Annotated in this window: 5 protein-coding genes; 1 reads left to right on the top strand and 4 read right to left on the bottom strand. The window is 66.3% G+C overall.

Annotated features, from left to right (window positions below):
• A partial coding sequence (locus ABVF28_RS13950) for an HNH endonuclease signature motif containing protein (RefSeq protein WP_371030933.1) occupies positions 1-1,205 on the top strand: 1,205 nt, incomplete at its 5' end.
• Between the two features lie 77 nt (positions 1,206-1,282).
• Here the strand turns inward: ABVF28_RS13950 and ABVF28_RS13945 are convergent.
• The 4 genes from ABVF28_RS13945 to ABVF28_RS13930 form a co-directional block, all read right to left on the bottom strand.
• Positions 1,283-2,980 (bottom strand): alpha-amylase family glycosyl hydrolase, encoded by a 1,698-nt coding sequence (locus tag ABVF28_RS13945; protein WP_271985951.1) that lies wholly within the window; start codon positions 2,978-2,980, stop codon positions 1,283-1,285.
• 82 nt (positions 2,981-3,062) lie between these two features.
• Positions 3,063-3,944, bottom strand: coding sequence for a carbohydrate ABC transporter permease (locus tag ABVF28_RS13940; RefSeq protein ID WP_179556418.1), 882 nt, complete (start codon positions 3,942-3,944; stop codon positions 3,063-3,065).
• Entirely contained in the window at positions 3,944-4,873 is a 930-nt protein-coding gene (locus tag ABVF28_RS13935) for a carbohydrate ABC transporter permease (protein ID WP_371030932.1), read from the bottom strand. The genes ABVF28_RS13940 and ABVF28_RS13935 overlap by 1 nt, the downstream gene beginning before the upstream one ends.
• 56 nt (positions 4,874-4,929) lie before the next feature.
• Positions 4,930-6,210: an ABC transporter substrate-binding protein gene (locus tag ABVF28_RS13930; protein WP_371030931.1), complete on the bottom strand. Its 1,281-nt coding sequence runs from the start codon at positions 6,208-6,210 to the stop codon at positions 4,930-4,932.
• Positions 6,211-6,340: the final 130 nt, after the last annotated feature.

The raw sequence follows: 6,340 nt of genomic DNA, 5'->3' as shown, positions 1-6,340 counted from the left end.
CGCAGGTGCACAAGCTGGTCGAGGTAGGCCTCAAGGTCAACCACGAGGATCCGGTCGAGCAGGCGGAGCGGCGGGCGCTGTTCGTGGAGGTGATGCTCGAGCGGGTTCGGCGGGAGCCGTTGCCGCCGCAGGCGTTGCGGAAGGCGGCGGAGCGGGTCGCGGAGGAGCTGACTGGCGAGTCCATCGATGCGCGGCACGCGCGGGCGAGGCGGCAGCGCCGAGCGACGGTGGAAGATCTTGGAGACGGGATGAGCATCATTCGGGTCACGACGGACACGTTCGTCGCGCACGCGATCCGCGACCGGGTGCGGAAGCAGGCGCTCGCGATCATCAAGGCGCGGCCGAAGGCTACAGCCGACGGTGCCTCAGGTGCAGCAAACACGGCCGCGCCCGGAACTGGCAGCGCGTTCGGACCCGTTGTCGACGATGCCCGCGCGAGCGCCGAGGCTACCGGGGAGCCCGACGCACCCGACGCCCTGGACGAGCGGAGTCTGAACGAGGTCATGTCCGACGTCGTCGCCGACATGCTCCTCACCAGCGATCCGATGGGCAACTCCGCCGCCGCCGGCATCCAGGCCAACGTGCAGCTCTCGATCCCGATCACGACGGTACTCGCCGACAGCGACCCCGCCAGCGACCAACCGGGCCGGGCGCCCGCGCTGCTCGACGGGATGACACCCATGCCGATCGAGGACGCGAAACGCCTCGCCGCGACCGCACCAGCCTTCCTCCGGGTGCTCACGCACCCCATCACCGGGGCCGTGCAGGCCGTCGACTCGTACAAGCCGACCGCGGCGATGCGCGCCTTCCTCCAGGCCCGCGACATCCACTGCCGCTTCATCGGCTGCCGACAACCCGCCGTGAGGTGCGAGCTCGACCACACCGCGGACTACCAGCACGGCGGCAAGACCGCGGTCTGGAACCTCAGCGACTTCTGCAAGAACCACCACATCGTCAAACACCACACCGCCTGGAAAGTGCGACAACTCGGCGGTGGCGTCCTCGAATGGACCACACCAAGCGGGAAGATCTACATCAGCCGGCCCGAACCACACGGCGTGATCTTCAGACCAAGCGACCAACTCTTCAGACCGACGGATGAGCTCCCACGACTTCGCAAGGACCCGGACCGCGAACCAGGACCGCGACAATCCGACGACCCATCGTCGAGGCCCGGACACCTGCCGATGACACCACCGTTCTGACCCGACGATGCACTGCGCTGAGATGCGCCCCACTCCCTGGTCGAGAGGGGGCGCACCGCTGTGGCAGTCTGGGCTGGCTACCCGCGGCGGCGCACCCAGGCGGTCGTCTCCCCCGCCAGCGTCGCGCCATCCCCGAGGTCGCTGCGCAGCAGAACCTCGGCATCGGAACCCAGCTCGAAGGGTTCTGCGCCGAAGTTCGTGACGACCTCCCACCCGTTCGGGCGAGAGAAACGAAGCACATCCGCGCGCGCGCTCGACAGCCACTCGAGGTGCTCACCGCTCTGCAGCTCGTGGCGAAGCGCAAGCGCGCGGCGGTACAGCGCGAGCACAGAGCCCGCATCACCATCCTGCACTTCGACGGCCGACGCACCGAACCATGCGGGCTGAGGGAGGTGCGCATCCGCTTCCCCGAAACCGAACGACCGGCCCTCGGCCACCCAGGGCAGGGGAACACGGCAGCCATCGCGACCGATGTCCACCCCCGGGTTGCGGAAGAACGTCGGATCCTGGCGGTCAACGTCCGGGATCCCGGCGACCTCGTGAAGACCGAGCTCCTCACCCTGATAGAGGTACGCCGAACCCGGCAGCCCGAGCGTGAACAGCGTCGCCGCGCGAGCACGCCGCAGGCCGCCCTCAGCGTCAAGCGTCGGACGCGCACCACCAGAGAGCAGCCACTCCGCGCCGTGCTTCACGAGCGGGTGCCCCTTCTCGTTCCGCTCCACATGCGGGAGGCCATACCGGGTCGCGTGCCGCACCACGTCATGGTTCGACAGCACCCAGGTGGTCGACGAACCGGAACGCTCTGCCAGCTCGAGATTGTCAGCGACGATGCTCGAGAACTGCGCCGCCTCGAAGTCGGCCTCGAGGAGGTCGAAGTTGAACGCCTGCCCGAGCCCCTCCGGGCTCGCATAGCGCGGCCGGCGGTCACGCTCAACCCACGCCTCCGCGACCGCGGTGCGCGGCGGGTCATACGAATCGAACACCTTGCGCCACTCGGCGTACACCTCGTGCACGTCGTCACGGTCGATGATCGGGTGGTGTCCGTCGAAGGGCAGCGCGTCGAGCTGAGCCTTCGTCGGCAGCTCTCCGCTGAGGTCCTTCGTCAGCATATGGGCGACGTCGATGCGGAAGCCGTCGACGCCACGATCCGACCAGAAGCGCAGCGTGTGCAGGAAGTCCTCGCGCACCTCCGGGTTCGCCCAGTTGAAATCGGGCTGCTCGACCGCGAAGTTGTGGAAGTACCACTGGCCGTCCTCGACCCGGTGCCAGGCCGGTCCGCCGAATACCGACTCCCAGTCGGTCGGCGCCTCGGCTCCATCCGGCCCCTTCCCGTCACGGAAGATGTAGCGGTCGCGCTCCGGCGACCCCGGCCCCGCCGCGAGGGCAGCCTGGAACCACGCGTGCTGATCCGACGAGTGGTTGGGCACGATGTCCACGATCACGCGGATCCCGGCGCCGTGCAGGGCCGACACCATGACGTCGAAGTCGTCCAGCGTGCCCAGACGCGCGTCCACGTTCCGGTAGTCGGCGACGTCGTACCCGCCGTCGGCGAGCTCCGAAGGGTAGAAGGGGCTGAGCCAGACGGCATCGATGCCGAGCCTCTGCAGGTACGGCACCTTCCCGGTGATGCCGGGCAGGTCGCCCAGTCCATCGCCGTTCGCGTCCGCGAAGCTGCGCGGGTAGATCTGGTAGACGGCGGCCTGACGCCACCAGTCGGCGTCGGGCCGGTGGGAGCGGGTGAGGCGGTCGGTCTCTGCCGTGAGGGTCGAACTCATAGTGGAAGCATTCCTTGGGGTTGTTGGTGGTCTGGGGATGAGAGAGGCGTTGCTTGGGAGGAGGCGCCGGCCGGGGATGCGTTCAGCCCTTGACCGCGCCCTGCGTGACGCCCTCCATGACCCACCGCTGCGTGAACAGGTAGGCGATCAGGGCGGGCGCCATGGCCATGAGGTAGGAGGCGAAGGAGACGTTGTAGTTGTTGCTGAACTGGGTCTGGAAGATCTTCTGCACGACGGGCAGCGTCTGCATCGCCGGGTCGGAGATGATGAGCGACGGCATCATGAAGTCGTTCCAGGACGCGAGGAAGGCGAAGATGCCGACCGTGGCGCTCATCGGGGCGAGCAGCGGGAAGATGACCCGCCAGAACGTCTGCCAGGTGCTGGCCCCGTCGATGCGCGCGCTTTCCTCGAGCTCACCAGGGATCGACCGCAGGAACGCAGTGAAGAGCAGAATCGAGAAGCTCAGCTGGAACATGATGTGCAGGATGATGACGCCAACCGGGTTGTCGAGGCCGAAGAGCCCGCTCATCTGGATCTGCGGCAGCGCGACAGCAGGGAACGGCAGGAACATCGCCGCGAGCAGGTAGTAGAACGACCCGCGGAAGAAGCGGTGGTTCCAGTTGCGCGTGATGGCGTACGAGGCGAGCGCCGCGAGCAGGATCACACCGGCTACCGTGCCCGCCGTGATGAACACGGAGACGCCGAACGCCTGCGGGAAGTTCGTGAGGTTCCAGGCCTCGACGAAGCCGTCGACGCTGAACGGCGCCGGCAGCGCGAAGACGTTGCCGCTCACGGCCTGCGACGTCGTCTTGAAGGCGGTCACCACGGTCACGTAGAGCGGGATGAGCACGGTCACGGCGCACAGAAGCAGGATGATCGTCGTCGACCATCGGTTCCGCCCGCCGAAGTTCTTGTTCGCCGGGGCCAAGCTGGCGCGGCCGACGATGGGTTGCTGAAGGGCCATCAGAGTTGGTTCTTTCCCTGGGTGAGGCGGAGCTGGAGAAGGGAGATGACGACGACGATCACGAAGAAGAACGTCGCGTTAGCCATCTGGTAGGCGTAGTCGCCACCGCTGAAGCCGGTGAAGATAGTCATTGCGATGCTTCGAGTCGACGTGCCCGGGCCGCCGTCGGTGAGGCCGACGATGATGTCGTAGGCGTTGAGGAAGTTCTTGAACCCGAGGATGACGTTGATGACGACGTAGCCCGCGACGAGCGGCAGCGTGATCTGCATCATTTGCTGCAGCTTCGTCGCACCGTCCAGCTCGGCGGCCTCGTACACGTCCCCGGGCACCGCGAGGAGGCCCGCGATGTAGATGAGCAGCGTGCCGGGAATCGCCTGCCAGGCCGTGACGATGACGATCCCGATCCAGGCGAGGTTGGGGTTCGCGAGGATACTCTCCGAGAGCCACGGGATGTTGAGGCTCTGCCCGAGGGCCGGCACCGCGTTGGAGAACAGGAAGTTGAACACGAACGCGATGACGATTCCCGAGATGACCATGGGGATCACGAACACGGTGCGCAGCGGGGCCTTGAGACGGATGCGCGCCACGAGCCCCACCGCCAGGAGGAATGCGAGCACGTTGACGAGGATCACGGTGACGGCCGCGAAGCCCATCGTGAAGCCGTAGCTCTGCCAGATGGCGGGGTCGCCGAACATGGCGATGTAGTTGGTGACGCCGACGAAGTTCCACTCGCCGAAGCCGATGGAGTTCGTGAAGCTGAAGAAGATGCCGATGACGGCGGGGATCGTGATGGCGATCGTGAACAGCACGAGCGTCGGGACGAGGAAGAGGTAGAAGACCCGGTCGACTCGACGTGTGCTGCGTGGCCTGAGCTTCTTGCCTGCCCGCTGGGCTTCGTCGGTGCGGATCGCCTCGGTGGTGGTCGACACTGTTGTCTCCATTCCGGTTCGTGATCGAGTGGTGCTGCCCGTTTCCATGAGCGGATCTATTGGCGCAGCGCGAGGCGGGCCCAGTCGGCGTCGAGTGTGCTGAGCGTCGATTCGACGCTCGCTCCCCCGGTGACGAGTCCCTGCATGTAGTTCTCGGTGGGGATCGTCAGCGGGATCGCCTTTGACGGGCCTTGGTAGAAGGCGGCACTCTCGTAGTACGGCTGGAGCTCGACGAGCCGCGGGTCGGTGACCGGGTCGGCGTCGACCGTGGTGCCGAAGCCGAGCTGTGCGGCGTTGTAGGCGTTGATGATGTCCGGCTGGAAGAGGTACTGCAGGAACTCGCGCGCCTCCTCCTTGTGCTTCGAGGCTTCGGGGATCCAGGCGGCGAGGTCGATGTTGACGCGCACCTCGCGGTCGTCGGCGTTCTCGGTCATGGGCAGCGGGAACATACCGAGGTTCGCATCCGGGTTCGTCTTGGCGATCTCGCCGAGCGCCCACGGGCCCTGCAGGTACATGCCGGCCTTGCCTTCCGCGAAGGCCACGTTGCCGTCGCCATAGCCCCGGCTGCCGGCGTCCGCGTTCGTGTACTCGCTCGCGAGCTCGGTCATGCGGGTGACGGAGTCGGTCATGGTCGACTCGAACGAGACGGGTGAGTCCGGGCCGACGTCGGTACCGAGCTCGTTGAGCTCGTCGTAGAAGCCAGCGACGTCGATGGAGCCACCCACGGTGTAGTCGAACCAGCCCTGGCTCACGGTCCACGGGTCCTTGAAAGTCGCGTAGAAGGGGTCGATGCCCGCCTCCTTGAGCTGCTCGCAGACCTCGATGAGCTCGCTGTAGGTCGTCGGCACCTCGAACCCCTGCTCCTCGAAGATGTCCTTGTTGTAGATGACGGATGCGGCCATCACCGAGTAGGGCAGCACGCTCGTGCGTCCCGGGTAGCTCGCGTACTGGTCGACGAGGTCCTGGATCTCCGGCAGGATGCGTTCGGCCTCCGGCAGGTCGGAGAGGTCGGAGAGCGCGCCGCGCTCCATGAACCGAGCCATCTCCATGTTGTAGTTGAGGAGTCCGAGGTCCGGCGGGTTGCCCCGGAGGAAGCCGGCCTGCAGGTTCGAGGAGGTGTCGAGCACGACGCGAACCTCACTCTGCGAGGAGTTGTAGTCCTGGATGAGCTCGCGGAAGTACGGGATGGCCTCTGGCTTGCTGAGGAAGAAGCGCACCTCGGTCGGGCCGGTGCTGCTGCAGGCCACGAGGCCGGAGCCGGCGAGCACGAGCACAAGCGCGGCCACGAGGGCGCGGAGCAGGGTGCGGGGCCGGAAGCGTTTCGATGGTGATGGCACGTCATTGTCCCTTGGGCTGAGCTGGCAGCCCTAGGGAGATTCGGGGAGGCCAGACATTGAAACGAACACTAAATTTTGTGTCTAAATTTACTACTCGAGGTAATGTAAGCCGACGGCCAGCGAAAGGTCA

The organism is Pseudoclavibacter sp. JSM 162008 (genome assembly GCF_041366455.1).
Taxonomy (GTDB): domain Bacteria; phylum Actinomycetota; class Actinomycetes; order Actinomycetales; family Microbacteriaceae; genus Pseudoclavibacter.
This window is presented reverse-complemented; position numbering and strand designations above follow the sequence as displayed.